Annotated in this window: 23 protein-coding genes; 18 read left to right on the forward strand and 5 right to left on the reverse strand. The window is 67.9% G+C overall.

Annotated elements, in window-relative coordinates; translation table 11 throughout:
* The first annotated feature begins 51 nt into the window (after positions 1-51).
* Entirely contained in the window at positions 52-1533 is a 1482-nt protein-coding gene (locus ABNK63_RS06620; protein WP_007805003.1) for a lytic transglycosylase domain-containing protein, read from the forward strand.
* Positions 1534-1707: 174 nt separating this feature from the next.
* On the opposite strand, the gene ABNK63_RS06625 is transcribed toward ABNK63_RS06620, so the two are convergent.
* Both ABNK63_RS06625 and asd read right to left on the reverse strand, forming a co-directional pair.
* The gene (locus ABNK63_RS06625; RefSeq protein ID WP_040672675.1) at positions 1708-2145 is read right to left on the reverse strand and encodes a hypothetical protein; all 438 of its coding nucleotides are present in this window, start codon (positions 2143-2145) and stop codon (positions 1708-1710) included.
* A gap of 176 nt (positions 2146-2321) precedes the next feature.
* Positions 2322-3167 carry an archaetidylserine decarboxylase gene (gene asd / locus ABNK63_RS06630; protein WP_007805006.1) on the reverse strand — a complete coding sequence of 282 codons (846 nt, stop codon included), beginning with the start codon at positions 3165-3167 and terminating at the stop codon, positions 2322-2324.
* Between the two features lie 197 nt (positions 3168-3364).
* Between asd and prmB the strand changes: the two genes are divergently transcribed.
* The 10 genes from prmB to ABNK63_RS06680 all read left to right on the forward strand — a co-directional run bounded on the left by prmB (position 3365) and on the right by ABNK63_RS06680 (position 13380).
* A complete protein-coding gene (gene prmB / locus ABNK63_RS06635) occupies positions 3365-4291 on the forward strand; it encodes a 50S ribosomal protein L3 N(5)-glutamine methyltransferase (RefSeq protein WP_007805007.1) in 927 nt (308 codons plus the stop codon).
* A 3-nt stretch (positions 4292-4294) separates the two neighbouring features.
* Positions 4295-4849, forward strand: a complete 555-nt coding sequence (locus ABNK63_RS06640) for a GNAT family protein (protein ID WP_007805008.1) — start codon at positions 4295-4297, stop codon at positions 4847-4849.
* Positions 4850-4883: 34 nt separating this feature from the next.
* Positions 4884-5972 carry a chorismate synthase gene (gene aroC, locus ABNK63_RS06645; protein WP_007805009.1) on the forward strand — a complete coding sequence of 363 codons (1089 nt, stop codon included), beginning with the start codon at positions 4884-4886 and terminating at the stop codon, positions 5970-5972.
* 29 nt (positions 5973-6001) lie between these two features.
* A complete protein-coding gene (locus ABNK63_RS06650) occupies positions 6002-6991 on the forward strand; it encodes a D-glycerate dehydrogenase (RefSeq protein ID WP_007805010.1) in 990 nt (329 codons plus the stop codon).
* A gap of 37 nt (positions 6992-7028) precedes the next feature.
* Entirely contained in the window at positions 7029-8060 is a 1032-nt protein-coding gene (locus ABNK63_RS06655) for an aspartate-semialdehyde dehydrogenase (RefSeq protein ID WP_007805011.1), read from the forward strand.
* A 1-nt stretch (position 8061) separates the two neighbouring features.
* Positions 8062-8376, forward strand: coding sequence for a hypothetical protein (locus ABNK63_RS06660; RefSeq protein WP_050981405.1), 315 nt, complete (start codon positions 8062-8064; stop codon positions 8374-8376).
* Between the two features lie 171 nt (positions 8377-8547).
* The gene (locus ABNK63_RS06665; RefSeq protein ID WP_007805013.1) at positions 8548-10878 is read left to right on the forward strand and encodes a FimV/HubP family polar landmark protein; all 2331 of its coding nucleotides are present in this window, start codon (positions 8548-8550) and stop codon (positions 10876-10878) included.
* Between the two features lie 101 nt (positions 10879-10979).
* A complete protein-coding gene (gene truA / locus ABNK63_RS06670; protein WP_007805014.1) occupies positions 10980-11750 on the forward strand; it encodes a tRNA pseudouridine(38-40) synthase TruA in 771 nt (256 codons plus the stop codon).
* Entirely contained in the window at positions 11747-12370 is a 624-nt protein-coding gene (locus ABNK63_RS06675) for a phosphoribosylanthranilate isomerase (protein ID WP_007805015.1), read from the forward strand. The genes truA and ABNK63_RS06675 overlap by 4 nt, the downstream gene beginning before the upstream one ends.
* Positions 12371-12375: 5 nt before the next feature.
* Positions 12376-13380, forward strand: coding sequence for a cupin-like domain-containing protein (locus ABNK63_RS06680; RefSeq protein WP_350017017.1), 1005 nt, complete (start codon positions 12376-12378; stop codon positions 13378-13380).
* Positions 13381-13394: 14 nt separating this feature from the next.
* Here ABNK63_RS06680 and ABNK63_RS06685 read toward each other — a convergent pair whose 3' ends face one another.
* Positions 13395-14288, reverse strand: a complete 894-nt coding sequence (locus ABNK63_RS06685; protein WP_007805017.1) for a LysR family transcriptional regulator — start codon at positions 14286-14288, stop codon at positions 13395-13397.
* 126 nt (positions 14289-14414) lie between these two features.
* Between ABNK63_RS06685 and trpB the strand changes: the two genes are divergently transcribed.
* From trpB to accD, 3 genes are read left to right on the forward strand one after another with little or no spacing between them, the layout of a single operon-like run.
* Positions 14415-15626, forward strand: a complete 1212-nt coding sequence (gene trpB / locus ABNK63_RS06690; protein WP_007805018.1) for a tryptophan synthase subunit beta — start codon at positions 14415-14417, stop codon at positions 15624-15626.
* On the forward strand, positions 15623-16423 hold the full coding sequence (trpA, locus tag ABNK63_RS06695; RefSeq protein WP_007805019.1) for a tryptophan synthase subunit alpha: 801 nt from the start codon (positions 15623-15625) through the stop codon (positions 16421-16423). Before trpB ends, trpA begins: the two co-directional genes overlap by 4 nt.
* Before the next feature lie 46 nt (positions 16424-16469).
* Positions 16470-17339, forward strand: a complete 870-nt coding sequence (gene accD, locus ABNK63_RS06700; RefSeq protein ID WP_350017018.1) for an acetyl-CoA carboxylase, carboxyltransferase subunit beta — start codon at positions 16470-16472, stop codon at positions 17337-17339.
* A gap of 456 nt (positions 17340-17795) precedes the next feature.
* Here the strand turns inward: accD and ABNK63_RS06705 are convergent, their stop codons facing one another.
* Together ABNK63_RS06705 and ABNK63_RS06710 are read right to left on the reverse strand one after the other, a co-directional pair.
* Positions 17796-18359, reverse strand: a complete 564-nt coding sequence (locus tag ABNK63_RS06705; RefSeq protein ID WP_007805021.1) for a phosphatase PAP2 family protein — start codon at positions 18357-18359, stop codon at positions 17796-17798.
* Positions 18328-19488: a glycosyltransferase family 1 protein gene (locus ABNK63_RS06710; RefSeq protein ID WP_040672752.1), complete on the reverse strand. Its 1161-nt coding sequence runs from the start codon at positions 19486-19488 to the stop codon at positions 18328-18330. The genes ABNK63_RS06705 and ABNK63_RS06710 overlap by 32 nt, the downstream gene beginning before the upstream one ends.
* A gap of 113 nt (positions 19489-19601) precedes the next feature.
* Here ABNK63_RS06710 and ABNK63_RS06715 point away from each other — a divergent pair, with 113 nt between their 5' ends.
* The 4 genes from ABNK63_RS06715 to ABNK63_RS06730 all read left to right on the forward strand — a co-directional run bounded on the left by ABNK63_RS06715 (position 19602) and on the right by ABNK63_RS06730 (position 22353).
* A complete protein-coding gene (locus tag ABNK63_RS06715) occupies positions 19602-20036 on the forward strand; it encodes a DUF4399 domain-containing protein (RefSeq protein WP_007805023.1) in 435 nt (144 codons plus the stop codon).
* A 66-nt stretch (positions 20037-20102) separates the two neighbouring features.
* Positions 20103-21503 carry a glutamate--tRNA ligase gene (gene gltX, locus ABNK63_RS06720; RefSeq protein WP_350017019.1) on the forward strand — a complete coding sequence of 467 codons (1401 nt, stop codon included), beginning with the start codon at positions 20103-20105 and terminating at the stop codon, positions 21501-21503.
* A 33-nt stretch (positions 21504-21536) separates the two neighbouring features.
* A complete protein-coding gene (locus tag ABNK63_RS06725) occupies positions 21537-21839 on the forward strand; it encodes a hypothetical protein (RefSeq protein WP_007805025.1) in 303 nt (100 codons plus the stop codon).
* 28 nt (positions 21840-21867) lie between these two features.
* Positions 21868-22353 (forward strand): transcriptional repressor, encoded by a 486-nt coding sequence (locus tag ABNK63_RS06730; RefSeq protein WP_007805027.1) that lies wholly within the window; start codon positions 21868-21870, stop codon positions 22351-22353.
* The last annotated feature ends 10 nt before the right edge of the window (positions 22354-22363 follow it).

Raw genomic sequence — 22363 nt, forward strand, 5'->3', positions numbered from 1 at the left:
TCGAACCCCTGCGCCCGCTATGGTGGGCGTTTTCCGGGGGTGGTGTTTCTGATGTTGTCGTGTTCGGTGATGCGTTCCATCCGCCTGGCGTCGATCGCCGTGGCGGCCAGTCTTCTCGGTGCCTGTGCCAGCGGCCCGGCCAAACCTTCGGCCCAGGTCGGTGCGCTGTATGGCGAACTCGACGTCGCCGGCAAGGGTTACGAAACCGCCTTGCAGCAATCCCGCGAGGGTGACCTGCAGGCTTCGCAGGCGAGCCTGACCCGGTCGCTGGATCGCCTGAAGGATGCATCGGCACGTTGCGGGAATACCGCAGGCTGTGATCCGCAGCGCTTCTTCTCGACCTTTGATCACCTGCTGCGCCTGAAAGACGGCGATTTCGGCGGCGCGCAGGACCTGGACAGCGATGTCGATCCCGCGCAGGCGGCGCAGGCCATCGCCGGCAAGACCGGCGCGGCCAGCCTGCCGCAGGCCCAGCGCAGCGTGACCCTGCTGCATGGCCAGAAGCTTTCGCAACTGATCGCGATGAACGGCCCGGTCAAGGCCGCGCTGGAGATGTGGCTGACCCAGTGGCGGCCGCAATTGATGGACGCGTACGTCAACTATCAGTACATGCGCTACCAGATGTGGCCGGCCTACGAGAAGGCCGACCTGCCCGAGGCGCTGCTGTTCGGCATCATGGCCAAGGAATCCGGCGGCAAGGTCCACGCGGTTTCGCGTTCGGGTGCGGCAGGTCCGCTGCAGTTCATGTACGCCACCGGCATGCGCTTCGGCCTGGTCAGCGACGACGGCTTCGACACCCGCTTCGATCCGGCGGCTTCGGCGCGTGCGAATGCCGAGTACATGAACGAGCAGCTGCGGATCTTCAACGACAACCTCGAACTGACCATCGCCGCCTACAACGGCGGCGAGGGCCGCATCCGGCGGCTGGTCGGCGACGACACCTCGGTGAGTTTCTACGATCCGCGGATCTACAACGACCTGTCGCAGGAGACCCGCGACTACGTGCCCGCGGTGCTGGCCGCGGCCTGGCTGTTCCAGCATCCGGACAGCTACAACCTGCGCTTCCCCCGACTCGACAGCGTGCCTGGCACGATCACCCTGAAGCGGCCCGCGTCGCTGTCGGAGCTGACCGTCTGCCTCGGTTCGGCGGGCGGCATGAGCGACGGCTGGTTCCGCACCCTGCGCAATCTCAACCCCCGGCTCGATCCGCAGGTGAGCCAGCCGGCCGGCACCATGTTGCAGTTGCCGAAAGTCCTGGAGCAGGCCTACGCCTCGCGTTGCGTCGACGGTCCGTGGCCGATCCTGGCCAGCGACCTGCACAAGGCGGTCATCCCGGTGGTCGCCGCACCGGTGGCCAAGGCACCGGCCCGGAGCCGGGGCACGAAGAATTATCGTGTGCGCCGCGGCGATACGCTGATCAGCATCGTGCGCAAGCTGCAGTGTTCGAGCGTGCAGGAGATTGCCGAGATGAATGGCATTCGCCACCAGCACCTGCGCATCGGTCAGCAGCTGAAATTGCCGGTCTGTCGCTGAGGGGTTGTGATTTTTTCAACCTCGAAGCCCGGCAAGGGATGGCCGGACGCGGATCGGGCACGCAAGTGCCTGATTCGCGTGAGCGAGTCCGGGCGTGTACCGGACTCGCGATAGAAGAAAACCACAGGATCGTGGTTTTCTTCACAGGCGTTGAGCGGCGCGACCGGCGGCCGTTCAGGCGACGGCGGTCTGCTGCATCCAGCTGTCGACCGTGCTGCCCTGGCTCTGCGCTTCCTTCAGTTCGCGCAGCAGCTGCATCAGCTGGCGGTACTGCGGCTGCAGGCTTGCGTGGGGCGAGTTCTTGGTCTCGTGGTAGGCCACCGCCAGCCACAGCGCGATGCCGCGCATCGCCACTTCGGCATTGCCGGAACGGGCGCGCTCGTAGCCGGCTTCGGTGCCCTGGCCCCAGGGCAGGTAGCGCGCTTCGGGGGCGGTGCCGTGCAGGTGCGGGAAGTCGCTGCGTGAGGCCTGGCCGATTTCGCGCAGGGTGAGGGTGCTGAGGCGCTCATGGCTGCGTTTGGGCAGCGCCCGGACGATGCGTTCGATGTCGCGGAATTGGCGGCCAAGCTGGCGCGCGCGCATCATCACAAGGAATGGCGTCAATATTTGCATGAGATCCCCTCGGCGCTTGAATTCAACCGTGCCCCCTGCGCACGATTCCGACGCGGAGTGTAGCGGGTCAAGGCGGTCAATTGCGCGCAGGGCGTCACATACTGACGTTTCGCGTCAGGTTGGCGGGCCGTGCCGGCGACTTTTCGGCGGGTCGACCCTCCGCCAACGGTGCTGCTTCAGCCCGGGCGGTGGCCCAGCCGCTGACCGACCTGCACCGCCTGCTGCGGCGCGAGCGGATCCAGCTCGGCCGTGCCTTCGGGCAACAGCATGATCACGGTGGAACCCATGTTGAAGCGCGCCATCTCGGCGAAGCGCTCCAGGGTGATGTTCTGGCCGGCGAACGACTTGCGCCTGATCGACGAGGCGTAGGGCGGAATCACCAGGCCGTCCCACACGGTAGCCACCGACGAGACCAGGATCGCGCCCACCATGACCACCACGAACGGCCCGTGTTCGCCATCGAAGTGGCAGACCAGCCGCTCGTTGCGGGCGAACAGGCGGGGGATCGCGGCCACCGCGAACGGCGCCACGCTGAAGATCCGGCCTGGCACATGCACGGTTTCGCGCAGGGTGCCCTGCAGCGGCATGTGCACCCGGTGGTAGTCGCGGGGCGACAGGTAGACGGTGACGAAACGGCCGTTGCGGAAGGGCGCGGCCGCGGCTTCGTCGCCGCCGAGCAGTTCGGCGGCGGTGTACTCCTGCCCCTTGGCCTGAAAGATGCGCCCTTCGACGATGGCGCCCGACTGGCTGATGCGGCCATCGGCAGGCGAGACCAGGGCGGCCGGATCGGCGTCGGCACGGCGTGCGTCCGGACGCAGCTTGCGGGTGAAGAAGGCATTGAAGTGCTGGTAGGCCAGCGGATCGGGCTGCGCCGCCTCGGCCATGTTCACCTGGTAATTGCGCACGATGGTGGTGATCAGCCAGTTCTTCCACGGCACGAAGGTCCAGCGCGTGGCCCAGTAGACCAGGCGCGACAGGAAGCGGTGGGGCAGGGCGTACTGGAGGAATACTTTGAAAGTCATCCGCCCAGTATAGAGGGATACCGGCGCTGTTCACCCCGGGCACAGGCTTGCGTACGGAAGGATCGGCCACTCGTGGTGGAGCCCCTCGGCCCCGCTGCGCTCGGGGCGAACGATTGAGGTTGCTGCTGGCCCGAAGGCCAGCCGGTCCCGCTCCTGGCCGTATAATGCCCGGCCCCTCGCCGCACCCATGGATCGCCGTGACTGCCGAACTTGCCACCATCATCGACTTCATCCGTTATGGCGCCAGTCGCTTTTCGGCCGCCGGGCTGACCTTCGGCCACAGCCATGACAACCCGATCGACGAGGCCACCCACCTGGTGCTGGCCAGCCTGAACCTGCCGCCGGATATCCCGCCTGCCTACGGCGCGGGTCGGCTCACGGCCGAGGAGCGGGCGAACGTGCTGGCGTTGATCGATCGGCGTGTCAACGAGCGCCTGCCGGTGGCCTATTTGGTCGGCGAAACCTGGTTCGCCGGGCTGAAGTTCAAGAGCGACCGCCGCGCCCTGGTGCCGCGTTCGCCGATCGCCGAACTGATCGAGTCGGGCTTCGCGCCATGGCTGGACGAGCGCCACGTCGAACGGGCGCTGGACCTGTGCACCGGCTCGGGCTGCATCGGCATCGCGATGGCCGAGTACAACCCGGAGTGGCAGGTCGACATCGTCGACATCAGCGACGAGGCGCTGTCGCTGGCGCGCGAGAACATCGTGTTCCAGCACGTCGAGGGCCGGGTCGAGGCGATCCGCTCCGACCTGTTCGCCGGCGTGGCGGGGCGCCAGTACGACCTGATCGTGTCCAATCCGCCTTATGTCACCGAGGATGAGTACGCCGCGCTGCCGGGCGAATACGCACACGAGCCGAAGCTCGGCCTCACCTCCGGCATCGACGGCCTGGACCTGTGCCTGCGCATGCTGGACGAGGCGGCCGACTACCTCACCGAGGACGGCCTGCTGATCGTCGAGGTGGGCGAGAGCGAGCACGCGCTGGCCGCGCTGCTGCCCGAAGTGCCGTTCATCTGGGTCGAGTTCAAGGTCGGCCAGATGGGCGTGTTCGCGCTGGAGCGGCGCGATCTCGTCGAGCATGCCGCCGCCATCAAGGCCGCGGCTGCCGCGCGCCGCCCGGGCTGAACGATGGAGCTGGTCACCGCGCGACTGCGGATCGACGCGCTGCGACCAGCCGACGCGCAAGCCCTGTTTGCCTGCCGCGCCGATCCGCGGGTGGCGCTTTATCAGGGCTGGTGCCCGGCCGATCTCGCCGCGGCCGACGAGTTCATCGCGGCGCAGCCGGCGTCGCCTGTGCAGGGCTGGTTCCAGCGCGCGATCCGCTTGCGCGAAGACGGCGCCCTGGTCGGCGACCTGGGTGTGTGCCTGCCCGAGGATCCGCGGGATTCGGTCGAGTTCGGCGTCAGCCTTGCCCCGGCCCGCCAGGGGCTGGGCTACGCCAGCGAGGCCGTGCGGGCGCTGCTGGGCTTCGTCTTCGGCGAACTTGGCCGCCATCGCGTCCACGCCTCGGTCGATCCCCGCAATCTGGCCAGCATGGCCATGCTGCGGGCGCTGGGCATGCGCCAGGAGGCGCATCATCGCGAAAGCCTCTGGTTCAAGGGCGAATGGGTCGATGACGTGATTTTCGCCATGCTCGACCACGAGTGGCGCGCACGGCAGGCAGGCGAGGCCCATCACGGTTAAGCTGTGCCGGTTTCCCTGTGGACGTCCAAACCCCGTGTCCAGCAACGCGTTCGGCAAACTGTTAACCGTCACCACCTTCGGCGAGAGCCACGGGCCGGCGATCGGCTGCGTGATCGACGGCTGCCCGCCGGGGCTGGCGATCGGCGCCGATGAATTCCGCGCCGACCTCGATCGTCGCGCCACCGGCCGCAGCCGCTACACCTCGCAGCGGCACGAGGCGGACGAGGTGGAGATTCTTTCCGGCGTGTACCAGGGCAAGACCACCGGCACGCCGATCGCGCTGCTGATCCGCAACACCGACCAGCGCAGCAAGGACTACGGCGAGATCGAACAGACCTTCCGCCCCGGCCATGCCGACTACACCTACTGGCAGAAATACGGCATCCGCGACCCCCGCGGCGGAGGGCGTTCGTCTGCGCGCGAAACCACCATGCGCGTCGCCGCCGCGGTGATCGCCAAGAAATGGCTGGCCGAGCGTCATGGCGTGCGCGTGCGCGGCCACCTGGCGCAGATCGGCGAGATCCGGCCCGCCGCCTTCGACTGGGATGCGGTGGAGCAGAACCCGTTCTTCTGGCCGGATGCGGCCCAGGTGCCGGCGCTGGAGGACTACATCAACGCGCTGCGCAAGTCCGGCGATTCGGTGGGCGCCCGCGTCGACGTGGTCGCCGAGGGCGTGCCGCCGGGCTGGGGCGAACCGATCTACGGCAAGCTCGACAGCGAGCTGGCCAGTGCATTGATGTCGATCAACGCGGTCAAGGGCGTGGAGATCGGCGACGGTTTCGCCGCCGTGGCCCAGCGCGGCAGCGAGCATCGCGACGAGATGCATTTGGACGGCTTTACGTCCAATCATGCCGGCGGTATTCTCGGTGGCATCAGCAGCGGTCAGCCGGTCACCGCCTCGATCGTGCTGAAACCCACCTCCAGCATCCTGATTCCCGGCCACAGCCTGAACCTGGCCGGCGAGCCGGTGGACGTGGTCACCAAGGGGCGACACGATCCCTGCGTCGGCATCCGCGCCACGCCCATCGCCGAAGCGATGATGGCGCTGGTGCTGATGGACCACGCGTTGCGCCACCGGGCGCAATGCGGCGACGTGGGTGCGGTCGCGCCGCGCATCGCCTGACTTCAACCGCAGCAACCGGAATCACGCCGATGACCGACAAGCCGCGCGTCTGGGTTTCCCGGCCCACCTTTCCGGGGGTCATTGCCCGGCTGGAGCCGCATTTCCAGGTGACCGTCGAGGCGGAGGAGCGCAAGTTCAGCCAGTCGGAACTGGCGGCTCGTCTGGCCGGCCAGGACGCGGTGATCGTCGGGCTCAAGGATCGCATCGGAGCAGCCGAGATCGGCGCGGCGGAGCGCCTGCGCATCGTGGCCAACCTGGGCGTGGGCTACGACAACATCGACCTGGACGCCATGAGCGCCGCCGGCATCGCGGTGTCGAACACCGCCGACGTGCTCAACGAGAGCGTGGCCGACTACACCTGGGCCCTGTTGCTCGGTGCCGCGCGCCGGATGAGCGCCGCCGAGCGCTGGTTGCGCGCCGGACACTGGCAGGCCACCGAATTCAAGGCCTGGCTTGGCACCGACGTGCGCGGGCGCACGCTCGGCATCCTGGGCATGGGTCGCATCGGGCAGGCGATCGCGCGGCGCGCACTCGGGTTCGGCATGCCGGTGATCTACCACAACCGCACGCCGCTGCCCGAGGCGGACGAGCGGGGCTGCAACGCGCGTCATGTCGACAAGCAGCAACTGCTGCGCGAATCCGACTTCCTGGTGCTGGCGCTGCCGCTGACCACGCAGACCCGCCATGCCGTGGGCGCCGTTGAACTGGCGCAGATGAAGCCGACCGCGATGCTGATCAACATTGCCCGCGGCGGCATCGTCGACGACGCGGCGCTGGCCACGGCGTTGCGCGAACGCCGCCTGGCCGGTGCGGCGCTGGATGTTTTCGAGGGCGAGCCGAAGGTTCATCCGGCGCTGCTAGCGCTCGACAACGTGGTGCTCAGCCCGCATATCGCCAGCGCCACCACCGAAACCCGCCGCGCGATGACCTCGGTGGCGGTGGACAATGTGCTGGCCATGTTCGGCCACGGTCCGCAGGCCGGGCGTCCGCCCAATATCCTCAACCCGAACGTGCTGTGAGCGGCACGGTCTTCCTATTCCGAGAGCAAGCCACCCCATGAGTCAGAAGAGCAGTTACAAGGTCGCCATGGTCGGCGCCACCGGTGCGGTCGGCGAGACCGTGCTGGCGATCCTCGCCGAGCGCGATTTCCCGGTCAGCGAGCTGGTGCCGCTGGCCAGCGAGCGTTCGGCCGGCGGCAAGGTCAGCTTCGCGGGCCGGGACATCACCGTGCAGTTGCTGGACACCTACGATTTCGAAGGCGTCGACATCGCGTTCTTCTCCGCGGGCGGTTCGGTCAGCCGCGAATACGCGCCGCGGGCAGCGGCAGCCGGCGCGGTGGTGATCGACAACACTTCCGAGTTCCGCTACCAGGACGACATTCCGCTGGTGATCAGCGAGGTCAACCCGCACGCGATCGCCCAGTACACCAGCCGCGGCATCATCGCCAACCCGAACTGCTCGACCATGCAGATGCTGGTGGCGCTGGCGCCGATCCATCGTGCGGTGCAGATCGAGCGGATCAACGTGGCCACCTACCAGTCCGTTTCCGGCGCGGGCCGCAGCGGCATGGAGGAGCTGGGGCGGGAAACCGCGGCCCTGCTGAACTTCCAAAGCGTGGAGCCGGGCAAGAAATTCCCGGCGCAGATCGCGTTCAATGTCATCCCGCAGATCGACGACTTCCAGCCCAACGGCTACACCAAGGAGGAAATGAAGCTGGTGTGGGAGACCCGCAAGATCCTGGAGGACGAGTCGATCCAGGTGAATCCGACCGCGGTGCGGGTACCGGTGTTCTATGGCCATTCCGAGGCCGTGCACATCGAGACCAGCGAAAAGATCACCGCCGAGCAGGCCCGCGAACTGCTGCGCCAGGCGCCGGGCGTGGTGCTGGTGGATGAGCGCAAGCCGGGTGGCTATCCGACCCCGGTGGGCGAGGCTGCCGGGGCGGACGGGGTCTTCGTGGGGCGGGTGCGCGAAGACATCTCGCACGATCGCGGGCTGGACCTGTGGATCGTGTCGGACAATATCCGCAAGGGCGCGGCGCTCAATGCGGTTCAGATCGCCGAGTTGTTGATCGAGGACTATCTCTGAAATGCGTTTGATCCAGGTATTTGTATTTGCATGCCTTGTGTCGGCCGGTGCCGCCTGGGCGACGGCCCAAGCTCCGGCCCCGGCCTCGGCGCACGCGCAGCCGGGAGCCGCTGCTGCCGCCCGGGACGGGGGCGGGGTGCAGCGCAAGGTGGCGCGCAGCGAGGCCGAGGTCAAACGGCTGGAACGCGACGTGCAACGGCGGGAATCGGACAGCAAACGGGCCGGCGAACGCCTGCAGGAGCAGGACAAGACGATCGCCGAGCTGCAGAAGCAGCTGCAGGAATTGCAATCCGGCCAGTCCGGCGGGCAGCATTGAAAGGCGTTGCCGGGGTGAGAACACACCGCAGCAATGCATCGCAAGTATTCGTCGCGCCTATTGTTGATTGGCCTTCATGTAACTAAAGTGGCACCTCGATTGGGGTCGTGGTCGTCAATCGCGGCAACGCCAACCTAGAGAGTTGCGTCAGGATCGTTCGGGGGAACACGCATGAATCGTTCGTTGAAATTGTCGGTGCTGATCGCGCTGGCGCTGGGCACCAGCCAGGCGATGGCCATGGATCTGGGCCAGATCCAGGTCAAGTCGGCGCTGGGCCAACCGCTGCTGGCCGAGATCCCGCTGCATTCGGACAATCCGGCGGAGCTGCAGAATCTCAGCGTCCAGCTGGCTTCCACCGAGGAATTCGCGCGCGCCGGCATCGTGGGCGGGCGCACCTCGATCCCGCTGCATTTCAGCGTGGCCAACGCCGGCGGCACCCATCCGGTGATCCGCATCACCAGCAGCACGCCGGTGGACGATCCCTTCCTCGACCTGTTGCTTGAGGTGAACGGCAAGGCCGGCAAGAGCGTGCGCGAGTACGCGATCCTGCTCGACCCGCCGAATGCCGCCGCGAAGGCCCCGGTGGCGGCGACTCCCGCCCCCGTCCGGTCCGCGCCCCACCCGAAGGCTCCCGTCGCCATGGCGCCGAAGGCGACTGCGCCTGCGGCAAGGCCGGCCGCGCCCGTGGCCGGCAACGGCCAGCTCGGTCCGGTCGAGCGCGGCCAGACCCTGTCCGGCATCGCGCGCGAGGTGGCTCCGTCCGGCGTCGACGTGCAGCAGATGATGCTGGCGCTCAAGCAGGCCAACCCTGATGCGTTCTACCGCGACAACATCAATGCATTGAAGAGCGGCGCGGTGCTGCGCGTGCCGACCTCGGCCGAGGCGCAGGCGATGACCATCGCTGCCGCTGCCGCCGAAGTCCGTCGCCAGAACAGCGACTGGCGCGCCGGCGTGCCCGGCAAGCCCACGATCGTGGCCGATGCCGCTACCCGTGCGTCGAGCTCCGATGCTTCCACCGCCGCTGTCGGCAACGGCGACCGGCTCGCGCTGGTGCCTGCCAGGCAGGGCAGTGGCGCCGGAACCCAGGGCACGGGGGCTGGCGACAAGTCCTCTGCCAGCCTGCGCCAGGATCTGCTGCGGAGCCAGGAAAGCCTGGCCAGCCTGCAGCAGCAGAGTTCGGACCTGAAGACCCGGCTGAAGGACCTCAGCGACATCAACAGCAAGAACGAACGACTGCTGTCGCTGAAGGACAACGAGATCGCCGAACTGCAGGCCAAGCTGGCCGCAGCAAGGAAAAGCGCCGGCATGCCGGCGGTTGCCGCCAGTGCGGCCAAGGTGGCAGCTGCTCCCGCACCTGCCGCGGCCGCGCCGGCTGCCAGGACCGAGCTTGAAGCGACCCATGCCGGCACGACCATGACGCCGCCTGCGACCGCCACGCCGGCGTTGGCATCCACTGCGGCCAGTGCGCCGGTTTCCTCCGCCACCACGGTGACCACGCCGCTGGCGGACTCGGCGGCCGTCAAGCCGGTCGAGCCGGTCAAGCCGCCAGTGACCAGGCCGGTCGCGCCGCGTCCCGCGCCGACTCCCGCGCCGGTCGAGGAACAGCCGTGGTACATGCAGACCTGGGCATGGGCTGCCGGTGCTGCCGCGGTCGCGCTGCTGGTCCTGCTGGCGATGCTGGGCCGTCGGCGCAAGCCGGCTGCCGCCGCGGCAGCCAAGTCGTCCACCTCGCTGGCCGACCGTTTCGGAGCCGTCCCCGGCGCTGCCGAGCAGGATCTGCTGGGCGACGATGTCGACCAGGAAGAGCTGCTCGACCAGCTGGCCGAGCATCCGGATGACATCGGCCTGCACCTGGAACTGGTCACGCTGTATTACTCGCGCCGCGACGTCGACCACTTCGAGGCGGCTGCCGAGGCAATGCATGCCCACATCACTGACCCGCAGCAGGACGAGTGGCAGGACGTGCTGCACATGGGCGAGGACCTGGTGCCCGGTCACCCGCTGTTCGACCACCACGAGGCGTCCACCACGCACGACGAGGCCGACGCCCATGGCGAGTTCAACATCGACGACTACGCCGATGCGAGCGACGCGCCCACCGTGGTCTCCTCGATGCCGCCGCTGCCCGGCGCCGGCCCGAAGAAGGTCAGCGAGTACAACTTCAACTTCGACCTGACCCATCCCGCCGCGACGCCGCCGGCGCGTCCGGAAGCGGCGCCGGAAGATGTCACGGTGGTGGCGCCCCGCGCTCCCACAGCACCGGCGGAGCCGGCTTCGGACTGGAATTTCGAGGAGGCCGAGCGTGCCCCGGCGAGCCACGACGATGACCGGGATCTCGGTGACTTCAACGACGATCCGGTGGACACCAAGCTCGACCTGGCACGTGCCTACGTCGACATGGGCGACGCCGAGGGCGCCCGCGCCATGCTGGGCGAGGTGATGAAGGAAGGCAGCCAGATGCAGCGTGACGTGGCCAAGCGGCTGCTGGACAGCCTGCACTGAGTTTCCTGCTTTGCTTGTGTGGCATCGGGCCGGCCTAGCCGGCCCGATGCCGTTTTGGCCTGCTAATCTTCGACGTTTCCCCCTCAGGTTCTGCACGATCCATGCGTATCGCTCTGGGCATCGAGTACGACGGCACCGACTTCTGCGGCTGGCAGCGGCTGAAGCAGGATGTCAGCGTGCAGGGTGCGCTGGAGCGGGCGCTGTCGATGGTGGCCGCGCATCCGGTCGAGGTCAGCTGCGCCGGGCGCACCGACGCGGGCGTGCATGGCCGCTGCCAGGTCGTGCATTTCGATACCGACGCCAACCGCGACATGCGTGGCTGGATACTGGGCAGCTGCTCCAACCTGCCGAACAGCGTGGCCGTGCTGTGGGCGCAGCCGGTACCGGACAGTTTCCATGCGCGTTACGCCGCGCGCAGCCGGCGCTACCGCTATCACCTGCTGAACCGGCCGGTGCGCGCGGCGCTGGATGCGCGCTACGTCACCTGGGAGCGCCTGCCGCTGGACGCCGAGCGCATGCATGTCGCCGCCCAGTCCCTGCTGGGCGAGCATGATTTCAGCGCATTCCGCGCCTTGTCCTGCCAGGCGGCGCACCCGCGGCGAAGCGTGCTGGCGGTGAGCGTGCGACGTGAGGGCGAGCAGCTGTTCGTGGAGATCGAGGCGAATGCCTTCCTGCATCACATGGTGCGCAATATCGTCGGTTCGCTGCTGCCGATCGGCCGCGGCGAACAGCCGGTCGAATGGATGGGCGAACTGCTGGCCGGCCGTGACCGCCAGGTGGCCGGCCCCACCGCGCCGGCTTCCGGCTTGACCTTCATCGGTCCACGCTATGAGCGCCACTGGCATCTGCCGGACGAGGTCAGCCAGCCATGACCCGGATCAAGTGCTGCGGCATGACCCGGGTCGACGACGCCGTGCTCGCCGCACGGCTGGGTGTCGATGCGATCGGGCTGGTGTTCACCGCGCGCAGTCGACGGCAGGTCGGCCTGGCGCAGGCCCGCGACATCGTCGAGTCGTTGCCGCCTTTCGTGGCGACCGTGGCCTTGTTCATGGACGACGAGGCGAGCCTGGTGGAGCGGGTGCTGGAGCAGGTGCGGCCATCGCTGCTGCAGTTCCACGGCGAGGAAACCGACCCCTGGTGCGCGCAGTTTGGCCATCCATTCCTGAAGGCGCTGGCGATGGGCGAGGGCGCCGCCGGTCTGTCGCGCCGGCACGACTATCCGCATGCCGTCGGCCTGCTGCTGGATGGCCATGCCCGTGGCGAGGCCGGCGGCAGCGGCAAGGCGTTCGACTGGTCGCTGCTGCCGCCAGTGCGCGAAAAGCCGCTGATCGTTGCTGGCGGGCTGGGGCCGGGCAACGTGGCGGAAGCCGTGCGCATGGCCCGGCCATGGGCGGTGGACGTGGCCAGTGGCGTGGAATCCGCGCCCGGCATCAAGGATCCGGCACGGCTGGAAGCCTTCGTTCGCGCGGTGCGCGCGGTTGACGCGGAGTAGACCGCATGCCGGCTGCGATCGAGGAATATGGCCAGCGTGGCCAGCCACTCGAACTGGACGACCTGGTCGGCGGTGAGCGGCCTCGGGTCATCCGCGGGCTGTGCCGCGACTGGCCGCTGGTGGGCTGGGCGCGGCAATCGGATACGGCGCTGGCGCAAGGCCTGGCCGCGTGGGACAACGGCAGCGACGTCGATGCCTTGCTGATGGCGCCGGCAGAGGGCGGCGTGATCGGCTACAACAGCGCCTTCGACGGTTTCAACTATCAGCATCACCGGGTCTCGGTCACCCAGGTGCTGCAGCGGCTGGCCGCCTGCAGCCGACTGCCCGACCCGCCCGGTCTGGCCTTGCAGAGTGCCTTGATCGCCGAGTGCTTGCCGGGTTTTCTCGAACACCATGCACTGGCTTTCCTCGATCCGCAGGTCCAGCCGCGCCTGTGGATCGGCAATCGCGTCACCACCCCGGTGCATTTCGACGAATACGCCAACATCGCCTGCGTGGTCGGTGGCAGCCGGCGCTTTACCCTGTTTCCCACCGATCAGGTGCGCAATCTCTACATCGGGCCGCTGGATTTCGCTCCCACCGGGGCGGCGATCAGCCTGGCCCGGCTGGACCATGTCGATGATCCGCGTTTCCCGCGCTTGCGCGAGGCGCTGACCCATGCACAGGTGGCCGAACTGCAGCCGGGCGACGCGATCTACATCCCGCCGCTGTGGTGGCATCACGTGGAGTCGTTGCAGCCGCTCAACGCGCTGGTGAATTACTGGTGGATTCCCGGCAGCGGCCGTGGCCGCGCCATGCCGACGGCGCTGGATGGCCTGCTTCACGCCATCCTCAGTTTCAAGTCGCTGGACCCGGCCGATCGCGCGGCCTGGCGCACGCTGCTGGAGCACTACGTATTCGGCGAAGAAGACCCCGCGGCACACATTCCCGCATCGGCGCGCGGCGTGCTGGGGCCGCTGACGCCAGCGCGGGCCGAGCAGCTGAAAGAGATGGTCCGTCGCTATCTGTAACGCGTCGCCGCGGCTCAGCCGCCGGCCAGTTCCTGGCGCAGCCACTGGGCCAGTGCGTCGGCGCGACGGTCGCCGGAGCGCTGCGGCTTGGCCAGGATCCAGTGGCCCGTGGTGGGCTGGAATCCCCACGGCGCCAGCAGTCGCCCGGTCGCCAGGTCGTCGGCCACCAGCGGCGCCGGCGCGATCGCCACGCCCAGCCCGGCGATGGCCGCTTCCAGCAGATGGTAGAGGTGCGGAAAGCCCGCGCCGCCAGGTGGGCGCGAGGGCGGCAGATCCATGCCACGCAGCCAGTCCGGCCAGGCCTGCGGGCGCGAGGTGGTGTGCAGGACCGGCTCGTCGAGGAGGCGGGCGGGCGGCTGTCCCTGCAGCTGCGGCCAGCCGCTGTAGCGCGGGCTGACCACCGGGCCGATCCGTTCCGGCGCCAAGGTGTCGACCTGCCAGCCCGCGGGCCACGGCGGCGCCGACAACAGCAACAGGGCGTCCAGCGTGCCCAGTTCCGCAACGGGCGATGACTCCTGTGCCGACAGATGCAGGCGCAGCCCGGGCAGGTCGTGCGCCAGCCGGTCCAGCCGCGGGATCAGCCAGCGCGCCAGCAGGCTGCTGGCGCAACCGAGCACGAACGGTGAGTGCTCGTGGTGATGACGCAGGGCAGCCCAGCTGTCGCGCAATTGCTCGAAGGCGAGGCCGGCGCCCGCGTGCAGCTGTTCGCCCGCCTCGGTCAGTGCCAGTCCGCGGCCCTGGCGCGAGAAAAGTGGTCGGCCCAGCGCTTCGTCGAGCAGGCGCAGTTGCCGGCTGACCGCGCCATGGGTGACGTGCAGTTCCGTCGCGGCCCGGCCCACGCTGTGCAGTCGCGCCACCGCCTCGAAGGCGCGCAAGGCATTCAACGGCGGCAGTTCGCGCCCTGACATGATTGAGTTTTCCTGAGGTATGGAGGCGATCTTATCGCTTTTCCGCACGGTCAACACTGCGATAACCTTCAGGGCATTCCCGACCCGATGATCGGGATCTTCAGTTTTTCGCACAGGAATCCCGCCATGCCCACGATCCAGGACTACCACCGCTGGCCCGACGAGCACGGCCGCTTCGGCAACTACGGTGGCAGTTATGTCGCCGAGACGCTGATGGCGCCGCTGGCCGAGCTGGGCGAGGCCTACGAGCGCCTGCGCCAGGATGCAGGCTTCCTCGCCGAACTCGACCGCGACCTGCAGCACTACGTGGGGCGGCCCAGTCCGGTCTATCACGCCGAGCGGCTGTCGCAGCATGTCGGGGGCGCGCGCATCCTGCTCAAGCGCGAGGACCTCAACCACACCGGCGCGCACAAGATCAACAACACCGTCGGCCAGGCGCTGGTGGCCCGGCACATGGGCAAGCGGCGGATCATCGCCGAGACCGGGGCCGGCCAGCATGGCGTGGCCAGCGCCACCGTGGCCGCCCGCCTGGGCATGCAGTGCGTGGTCTACATGGGCGCGGTGGACATCGAGCGGCAGAAGATCAACGTCTACCGGATGAAGCTGCTGGGCGCCGAGGTGGTGCCGGTGACGTCCGGTTCGAAGACGCTGAAGGATGCGCTGAACGAGGCGATGCGCGACTGGGTCACCAACGTGGCCGACACTTTCTACATCATCGGCACGGTGGCCGGCCCGCATCCATACCCGAAGATGGTGCGCGACTTCAACGCCATCGTGGGGCGCGAGGCGCGGGCCCAGGTGCTGGCGCAATACGGCCGCCTGCCCGACGTGCTCACCGCCTGCGTGGGCGGCGGCTCGAATGCGATCGGCCTGTTCCACGCCTTCCTCAATGATGCCGATGTGCGCATCGTCGGCGCCGAGGCGGCAGGCGAGGGCATCGCCACCGGTCACCACGCCGCTTCGCTGGCTGCGGGTCGCCCCGGCGTGCTGCATGGCAACCGCACCTATGTGCTGTGCGACGACAACGGCCAGATCACCGAGACGCATTCGATTTCGGCCGGACTCGACTATCCCGGCGTCGGCCCCGAGCACGCGTTCCTGAAGGACGCCGGGCGCGCCGAGTATGTCGGCGTGACGGATGACGAGGCGATGGAGGCATTCCACCTGCTGGCCCGCACCGAAGGCATCCTGGCCGCGCTGGAGTCAAGCCATGCGGTCGCCCAGGCGATGAAGCTGGCGCGCGAGCTGCCGAAGGACGGCATCGTGCTGTGCAACCTCTCCGGTCGCGGCGACAAGGACGTGCACACGATCGCCGCGCGCGAAGGAGTCGAGGTATGAGCCGCATCGATCGCCGCTTCGCCAAACTCAAGGCCGCCGGCCGCACCGGGCTGATCCCCTTCGTCACCGCCGGTGATCCCGCGCCCGCGCACATGGTCGCCCTGATGCATGCGCTGGTCGATGCCGGCGCCGACCTGATCGAGCTGGGCGTGCCGTTCTCCGATCCGATGGCCGACGGTCCGGTGATCCAGCACGCCAGCGAGCGGGCGATCGCCCAAGGGGTCGGACTGAAGGAGGTGCTGGACTGGGTCGGCGAGTTTCGCGGGCGCGATGCAGACACGCCGATCGTGCTGATGGGCTATCTGAATCCGGTCGAGATCCATGGCTACGCGCGCTTCGCGCAGGAGGCCGTGGCGGCCGGCGTCGATGGCGTGCTGCTGGTGGATTGCCCGCTGGAGGAATCGGCCGTGCTGCAGCCGCTGCGCGTTGCCGGATTGCAGCAGATCCTGCTGGCCGCACCCACCACCGCACCCTCGCGTATGGCGCAGCTGTGCGGTTCGGCCGAGGGTTTCCTGTACTATGTCTCGTTCGCCGGCATCACCGGTGCGGCACACTTGAGTACCGGCGATATCGCCGCACGCGTGGCGGACATCCGCACCCGGGCGAAGGCGCCGGTGGCGGTGGGCTTCGGCATCCGCGATGCGGCAAGCGCGAAGGCGATTGCCGGTTTCGCCGATGCGGTGGTGATCGGCAGTGCGCTGGTCGAGCGGTTGTCGGGTGCCACCGACGCGGCGGAAATCACCGCCCGTGCGCAAGGTTTCCTGCAGCCGATCCGTGCGGCGCTGGATGCACACTGAAACGGTCGCCTGGCCGTTTCGGGTCAGGAACGTTTGAGGTGTTGCGATGAATTGGCTGCAGAAGATCATGAACCCGCGGACCCGTCCGCAGGGAACCAACGGCGGCAAGGGTTCGGTGCCCGAGGGTGTGTGGGAGAAGTGCGGTGGTTGCGGCACCGTGCTGTACAAGCCGGAGCTGGAGCGCAACCTGATGGTGTGCCCCAAGTGCGGCCATCACCATTACATCAGCGCGCGGATGCGGCTCGATGCACTGCTCGACGATGGCTCGGCGCAGGAACTGTGGGCCGGCCTCGAGCCCACCGATCCGCTGAAATTCCGCGACTCCAAGAAGTACCGCGACCGCATCACCTCGACCCAGAAGAAGGTCGGCGAGAAGGACGCGATGGTCGCCATGAGCGGCAAGCTCAAGGGCCGGCCGTTGATGGCGGCGGCCTTCGAGTTCGCCTACATGGGGGGCTCGATGGGTTCGGTGGTCGGCGAGAAATTCGCCCGCGCCGCCGAGCGCGCGCTGGCCGACAGGAGCGCCCTGGTGTGCTTCTCCGCCACCGGCGGCGCGCGCATGCAGGAGGCGCTGTTCTCGCTGATGCAGATGGCCAAGACCTCGGCGGCGCTGGCGCGCCTGCGCGATGCCGGCGTGCCCTACATCAGCGTGCTGACCAACCCCACCACCGGCGGTGTCTCCGCCAGCCTGGCGATGCTGGGCGACATCAACATCGGCGAGCCGAAGGCGCTGATCGGTTTTGCCGGTCCGCGGGTGATCGAGCAGACCGTGCGCGAGACCTTGCCGGAGGGTTTCCAGCGTTCGGAGTTCCTGCTCGACCACGGCGCGATCGACATGATCGTCGACCGCCGCGAGATGCGCGACAAGCTGGCCGACCTGCTCGGCATCCTGACCCGGGCCGATCGCGCGGCCTGAGTCGAGGCATTCGATTGGTCATGAGCGATGCCGCCTGCGGGCGGCATCGTCGTATCCGCCGCAGGGTTTTCCACAGCGGCTGTGGAAGTGTTGCGGCAAACCCTGTGGACAAGCACGATTGCCCACTTGCCGATCAGTGACTTGCTACGCGCTGGTCACCAATTGTCCAGCTCGCGGTGAGCGGTTTCGCGCGTTCCCCGCATGCGTGCGGCGCAAGTTGTCCACAGTTGGTGTGGGTGTCTTCTGTACAAGCCTGTGGACAACCGTCGTTCGCCTTTTGCCGGCAGACACTTGGCTCACTTTGTCGATTTCTTGAGCGGTCGCGCGAAGTTCTCCACAGCGATTGTGGAGCGCGCCGGGTAAAGCCTGTGGACAAGTAGGCTATCTGCCTGAGCGCAAAGGAACTCGCTACGGCGTGCGCAAAGCCTGCACAGCGAGCCGGCTCGGTGAGGCGGCTCAGATCGTCATCGGCCACAGCCAGATCGACGCGCCACCCACGCCGCCGCCAAGCACGATGGCGGCGAGCACGTCGCTGGGATAGTGCAGCCCCAGGACCACGCGCGAAACTCCCACCAGCGTGGTGAAACCCAGCAGCAAGGGTGCCAGCTGCGGATACCAGGCCAGTGCCACCACGGTGAACCCCACGGCCTGCAAGGTATGCCCGGAAGGGAAACTGAATTCGTCCAGCGGCGGCATGCGGGCGATCACGCCGGGGCAGGCGCGGTAGGGGCGCGGTCGCCGGGTCCAGCGCTTGAGCACGCGGTACAGCAGCAGGGCCGCCAGGCCGGTGAGTGCCATGTGCAAGGCCGCTGCCAGGCCGCGCTGACCACCGAGCATGGCCAGTGCAAGCATCAGTGTGTACCAGAACACGCCGTCGCCGAGCCGGCTGACGATGCCGAAGAGCATGCCTACCACGCGTCGCCCGCCCCAGTGATTGGCGAACACGCAGACGCGGCGATCCAGGGCGAAACGCGGCCCGGGCAGGAGATCAGAAGTGGGCAGTGACGGCGGCGTGCTCATGCAGGTTCTCCTCGGCCATCTCGCGCAGCAGGGTTTCGAAATCGCGGATCACCGATTCCGGTGAAAGCCCGGCCACGCTGGCGCGGGCGGCGCGGCCCATGTGACGGATCAGGGCCGGGTTGCCGGCCAGCCGCACTGCCGCATCGATGAAGCCCTGCGCGTCGCCGGATTCGATGCCATAACCGTTGACGCCGTGGTCGAGATGTTCGCGTGCCGCGCCTTGCGCATACGCGACCACCGGCAGGCCGGCGGCGAGAGCCTCGATGATCACGTTGCCGAAGGTTTCGCTGAGGCTGGGGAACGGAAACAGGTCGGCGCTGGCGACGTGGCGCGCCAGCGCTTCGCCGCGCTGCATCCCGGCGAAGATGAAGTCCGGGTGCGCCGCCTGCAGTGCGGCCCGCGCCGGACCATCTCCTACCCAGAGGTAGCGCGCCTGCGGCTGTCGATGGCGGATCGCGTCAAAGGCCTCGATCGCCAGTTCGAGATTCTTTTCCGCCGCGATGCGTCCCACGTAAAGCACCACGGGTGTGGCGGCGTCGACGCCCCAGCTGGCGCGCAGGGCGTCGTCGCGCCGACCCGGATGGAAGAGCTGCGTGTCCACGGCGCGACGCAGCACGCGCGCGTTGGCGATACCCATGGCGTGCAACTCCCGTGCGAGCGTGTCGGTCGGCACCAGCGTGGCGGCGGTGCGCTGGTGAAAGCGGCGCAGGTAGCCGCGCAGCAGCGGTGCGAGAAGGCCCGCGCCGTAGTGGCTGGCGTAGTGATCGAAGCGGGTGTGGAAGCCACTGCACAGCGGGATATCCAGTTGCCTGGCGGCGCGTGCCGCCGACCAGCCGAGCGGGCCTTCCGTGGCGACATAGACCACGTCGGGCCGCTGCTGCATCCATTGCCGCTGCAACGCACGTCCGGCTGGCCAGCCGAAGCGCAAGCCGGGATAGCGGGGCAGGGCGGCGCCGCGCAACTCGATCACATCGATGCCCGGTTCGGCGCGGGATGGTTGCGGCTGATGCGGCCGCACCAGCTGGATCTCATGTCCGCGCGCGGCAAGACCAGTGGCGAAGCCATGCACGGTCAGCGCGACCCCGTTGATCTCGGGTGGATAGGTTTCGCTGACAATCCCGATGCGCATGACCATGTCCGTGCCGGTTTGCCGCAGCATCGCCGCCCGGCGTTGCGACGGCATGGCGGAGGCATGACGTGGTGCTTACACTGAAGCCTGTTTTCTTCCGCTGGAGACCGACGATGAAACGCATCCTGCTTGCCCTGGCGCTGACGGGCCTGACCGCCACCGCGGTCGCCGCCGATGCTCCCGTCCTGCCCGCCACGGCCGCGCCGGCCGGTGCGGAGGTCTACATCATCTCGCCCGTCGATGGCGCCACCGTGGGTCAGGAAGTCACCGTGCGATTCGGCCTGAAGGGCATGGGCGTGGCGCCGGCCGGCATCGGCAAGGAGCACACCGGCCACCACCACCTGCTGGTCGACGTGAAGGATCTGCCCGCCGCGGGCCAGCCGATTCCCGCCGATGCCAACCACATCCACTTCGGCGGTGGCCAGACCCAGGCCACGCTGAAGCTCGCGCCGGGAACGCATACGCTGCAACTGGAACTGGGCGACCAGCATCACGTGCCGTTCAAGCCGGCGCTGGTGTCGAAGAGGATCACCATCCACGTCAAGTGATCAGGCGCGGACGGGTGTCGCAGATCGGTTAAAATCGGCAGCTTCGCCTTCGCTGCCGATATCCCGATGACCGTACGCACCCGCTTCGCCCCCAGCCCCACCGGTTTCCTGCACATCGGCGGTGCGCGCACTGCGCTTTATTGCTGGCTCGAATCGCGCCGTCGCGGCGGTGAATTCATCCTGCGCATCGAGGACACCGATCGCGAGCGTTCCACCGACGAGGCCGTGCAGGCGATTCTCGACGCCATGCACTGGCTGGATCTGGACGCCGACGAGGGTCCGTTCTACCAGACCCAGCGACTGCAGCGTTACAAGGAGGTTGCCGACCAGCTGCTCGCCGCCGGCCACGCCTACTACGCCTACGAGAGCAAGGCCGAAATCGAGGCGATGCGCGAGGCCGCGATGGCGGCGGGCGAGAAGCCCCGCTACAACGGTCACTACCGCGACCGCAACGAGCCTTTCCGCGAAGACCCCAACCGGGTGATCCGCTTCCGCAACCCGCACGAGGGTTCGGTGGTGTTCGAGGACAAGGTGAAGGGCCGCATCGAGTGGGCCAACACCGAGCTGGACGATCTGGTGATCTTCCGCTCCGACGGCTGGCCGACCTACAACTTCGCCGTGGTGGTCGACGACATCGACATGGGCATCACCGAGGTGATCCGTGGCGACGACCACGTCAACAACACGCCACGCCAGATCAACATCTACAAGGCGTTGGGCGCGCCGGTGCCGGAGTTCGCGCATCTGCCGATGATCCTGGACAAGGAAGGCAAGAAGCTGTCCAAGCGCACCAGCGCGGTCAGCGTGATGGACTATCGCGCCGACGGCTTCCTGCCTCACGCGATCCTCAACTACCTGGTGCGGCTGGGCTGGTCGCATGGCGACCAGGAAATCTTCTCGCGCGAGGAGATGATTGCGCTGTTCGACATCGGCCACTGCAACAAGGCCGCCTCGCGTTTCGACACCGAGAAGCTGGCCTGGCTCAACCAGCATTATCTGAAGACCGACGAGCCGCAGTCGCTGGCGGCCGAGTTCGAATGGCACCTGCAGCGCGCCGGCATCGATTTCAGCCAGGGCCCCGCGCCGGTCGACGTCATCGTGGCCTTGCGCGACCGGGTGCACACGCTGAAGGAAATGACCGAGCGCGCGGCGATCTGGTACGGCCCGATCACCGAGTGGGACGACAAGGCCGTCGCCAAGCACCTGAAGAACGACAGTGCGCCGACCGTGCTGGAAGCGGCGAAGTTGCTGCTGGCCGAATGCGAATGGCAGCCCGGGCCGATCCACCAGGTGATCGAGCAGGTGGCGGCGAAGCTGGAACTGGGCATGGGCAAGATCGCCCAGCCGTTGCGGGTGGCGATCACCGGCACCCAGGTATCGCCGTCGATCGATCAGACCCTCTATCTGGCCGGTCGCGCCGAGGCGCTCAGGCGCATCGACGCCGCCATCGCGATGGCCCGCGGCTGATGCGGCTTCGGTCGATGGCGCACTGAGCGCGGCATGGACGAATGGCTGGCCAGGGCCACCCACGGCGTCGATCCCGACGCACCGGGCGCGTTCTGGCACGTCTTCTTCAACCTGTTGAATATGCTGCCGTGGGCAGCCATGTTCTGGTGGAACCTGCTGTTTGTCGCGGTGGGAGCCTTGCTGGGCTGGTGGCGCGGACGCCTGCTGGAAAGCATCGTCTGGGCCTGGGTGCTGGGGCCGATCGGCTGGATCGTGATCCTGCGCAAGTCCCGCCGGCCGCCACTGGCGAAGCCACCGCCGCTGCCACAGGGCCGCCGCCCGGTACCACGCAGGTAGCGGTGTATGATCCCCATGAGGTGACATCTTGAGCCACGACGCCGCCAACAACCATCCGCGCCACGCGCACCACCACGACGACGCGAAGGGCTTCGTGCGTGCCGTGGAGCATGCCAGCGAGGAGCGCGGTCTGCGCCTCACCCCGCTGCGCAAGGAAGTGCTGGAACTGATCGCCGCCGCGCACAAGCCGGTGAAGGCCTATGACCTGCTCGACCAGTTGCGCGAGAAGCACGGCAATGCGGCGCCGCCCACCGTCTACCGCGCGCTCGACTTCCTGCTCGAGAACGGCTTCATCCACAAGCTGGAATCGATCAACGCCTTTGTTTCCTGCCATCACCCGGCCGAGGCGCACCAAGTGCCGTTCCTGATCTGCGACGTCTGCTCCAGCGCGCAGGAAGTTTGCGACGAGCGGGTGGCGGACCTGATCGAGGCGCAGGCGAAGGCGCTGGGGTTTCGGCCGCAGGCGCAGACCCTGGAAGTGCACGGCACCTGCCGGAACTGCCGCAAGGGCTGAGGTGCTTCTT

Source organism: Rhodanobacter sp. IGA1.0 (assembly GCF_040208325.1).
GTDB lineage: Bacteria > Pseudomonadota > Gammaproteobacteria > Xanthomonadales > Rhodanobacteraceae > Rhodanobacter > Rhodanobacter spathiphylli.

Excerpts from the sequence above, each read along its gene's own strand:
- ABNK63_RS06650 (WP_007805010.1), top strand. The coding sequence starts at position 6,002 with ATGACCGACAAGCCGCGCGTCTGGGTTTCCCGGCCCACCTTTCCGGGG.
- ABNK63_RS06620 (WP_007805003.1), top strand. The coding sequence starts at position 52 with ATGTTGTCGTGTTCGGTGATGCGTTCCATCCGCCTGGCGTCGATCGCC.
- ABNK63_RS06705 (WP_007805021.1), bottom strand. The coding sequence starts at position 18,359 with ATGAGCACGCCGCCGTCACTGCCCACTTCTGATCTCCTGCCCGGGCCG.
- ABNK63_RS06715 (WP_007805023.1), top strand. The coding sequence starts at position 19,602 with ATGAAACGCATCCTGCTTGCCCTGGCGCTGACGGGCCTGACCGCCACC.
- asd (WP_007805006.1), bottom strand. The coding sequence starts at position 3,167 with ATGACTTTCAAAGTATTCCTCCAGTACGCCCTGCCCCACCGCTTCCTG.
- trpB (WP_007805018.1), top strand. The coding sequence starts at position 14,415 with ATGCCCACGATCCAGGACTACCACCGCTGGCCCGACGAGCACGGCCGC.
- ABNK63_RS06665 (WP_007805013.1), top strand. The coding sequence starts at position 8,548 with ATGAATCGTTCGTTGAAATTGTCGGTGCTGATCGCGCTGGCGCTGGGC.
- ABNK63_RS06660 (WP_050981405.1), top strand. The coding sequence starts at position 8,062 with ATGCGTTTGATCCAGGTATTTGTATTTGCATGCCTTGTGTCGGCCGGT.
- ABNK63_RS06655 (WP_007805011.1), top strand. The coding sequence starts at position 7,029 with ATGAGTCAGAAGAGCAGTTACAAGGTCGCCATGGTCGGCGCCACCGGT.
- accD (WP_350017018.1), top strand. The coding sequence starts at position 16,470 with ATGAATTGGCTGCAGAAGATCATGAACCCGCGGACCCGTCCGCAGGGA.
- ABNK63_RS06640 (WP_007805008.1), top strand. The coding sequence starts at position 4,295 with ATGGAGCTGGTCACCGCGCGACTGCGGATCGACGCGCTGCGACCAGCC.
- ABNK63_RS06725 (WP_007805025.1), top strand. The coding sequence starts at position 21,537 with ATGGACGAATGGCTGGCCAGGGCCACCCACGGCGTCGATCCCGACGCA.
- ABNK63_RS06710 (WP_040672752.1), bottom strand. The coding sequence starts at position 19,488 with ATGCGCATCGGGATTGTCAGCGAAACCTATCCACCCGAGATCAACGGG.
- gltX (WP_350017019.1), top strand. The coding sequence starts at position 20,103 with ATGACCGTACGCACCCGCTTCGCCCCCAGCCCCACCGGTTTCCTGCAC.
- ABNK63_RS06680 (WP_350017017.1), top strand. The coding sequence starts at position 12,376 with ATGCCGGCTGCGATCGAGGAATATGGCCAGCGTGGCCAGCCACTCGAA.
- truA (WP_007805014.1), top strand. The coding sequence starts at position 10,980 with ATGCGTATCGCTCTGGGCATCGAGTACGACGGCACCGACTTCTGCGGC.
- trpA (WP_007805019.1), top strand. The coding sequence starts at position 15,623 with ATGAGCCGCATCGATCGCCGCTTCGCCAAACTCAAGGCCGCCGGCCGC.
- ABNK63_RS06685 (WP_007805017.1), bottom strand. The coding sequence starts at position 14,288 with ATGTCAGGGCGCGAACTGCCGCCGTTGAATGCCTTGCGCGCCTTCGAG.
- ABNK63_RS06675 (WP_007805015.1), top strand. The coding sequence starts at position 11,747 with ATGACCCGGATCAAGTGCTGCGGCATGACCCGGGTCGACGACGCCGTG.
- ABNK63_RS06625 (WP_040672675.1), bottom strand. The coding sequence starts at position 2,145 with ATGCAAATATTGACGCCATTCCTTGTGATGATGCGCGCGCGCCAGCTT.